1 protein-coding gene is annotated in these 723 nt (G+C 67.5%); it reads left to right on the top strand.

Features of this window, described 5'->3' with window-relative positions; genetic code table 11:
* Positions 1-723 (top strand): condensation domain-containing protein (locus tag G9373_RS45535; protein ID WP_167121390.1); only part of this gene is annotated, 723 nt, incomplete at both ends.

The following is a 723-nucleotide window of genomic DNA, read 5'->3' as shown; positions in this document are numbered from 1 at the left end:
GCCCTCGCCCTCGCCATCACCACCTGGCGCCACCGCCACCACACCCCCACCCACACACTGCTCGTCAACATCGAAGGCCACGGCCGCACCGACCCCCTCATCCCCGGCGCCGACCTCACCCGAACAATCGGCTGGTTCACCACCATCCACCCAACCCTCCTCGACCTCACCGACATCGACCTCGACAACGCACTCACCGGCGGACCCGCCACCGGACACGCCCTCACCACCATCAAAGAACAACTCCACAACACCCCCGACCACGGCACCGGATACGGCCCCCTCCGCTACCTCAACCCCCACACCGCAACCCAACTCCGCAACCTCCCCCAACCCCAAACCACCCTCAACTACCTCGGCCGCTTCGACTACCCGCCGCACGGGCCCTCGAACGGAACCGGCTGGGAACCGGTAACCAGCATCGAGTTCGACACCACGATCCTCGGAAACGTGCCCGTCACAGCGATTCTCGACGTCAACGCCTACGTCTACGAATCAGGGGGCGTCCCGATCCTGCGCGCCACCTGGGTGTATCCGCCCGGTGTGCTCCCGGCGGCCGACGTCACCGAGCTCACCGACCTGTGGACCGAAGCCCTCACCGCCCTCGCCGACCACATCAGCCGACCCGGCGCAGGCCGGCTCACCCCCAGCGACCTCGACCTCGTCCACCTCGACCAAACCACCCTCGACGCACTCCACCACCACTACCCCACCCTCACCGAC

The sequence above is a fragment of the Rhodococcus sp. A14 genome (assembly GCF_011603105.1).
Lineage (GTDB): Bacteria > Actinomycetota > Actinomycetes > Mycobacteriales > Mycobacteriaceae > Rhodococcus_F > Rhodococcus_F opacus.
This window is presented reverse-complemented; position numbering and strand designations above follow the sequence as displayed.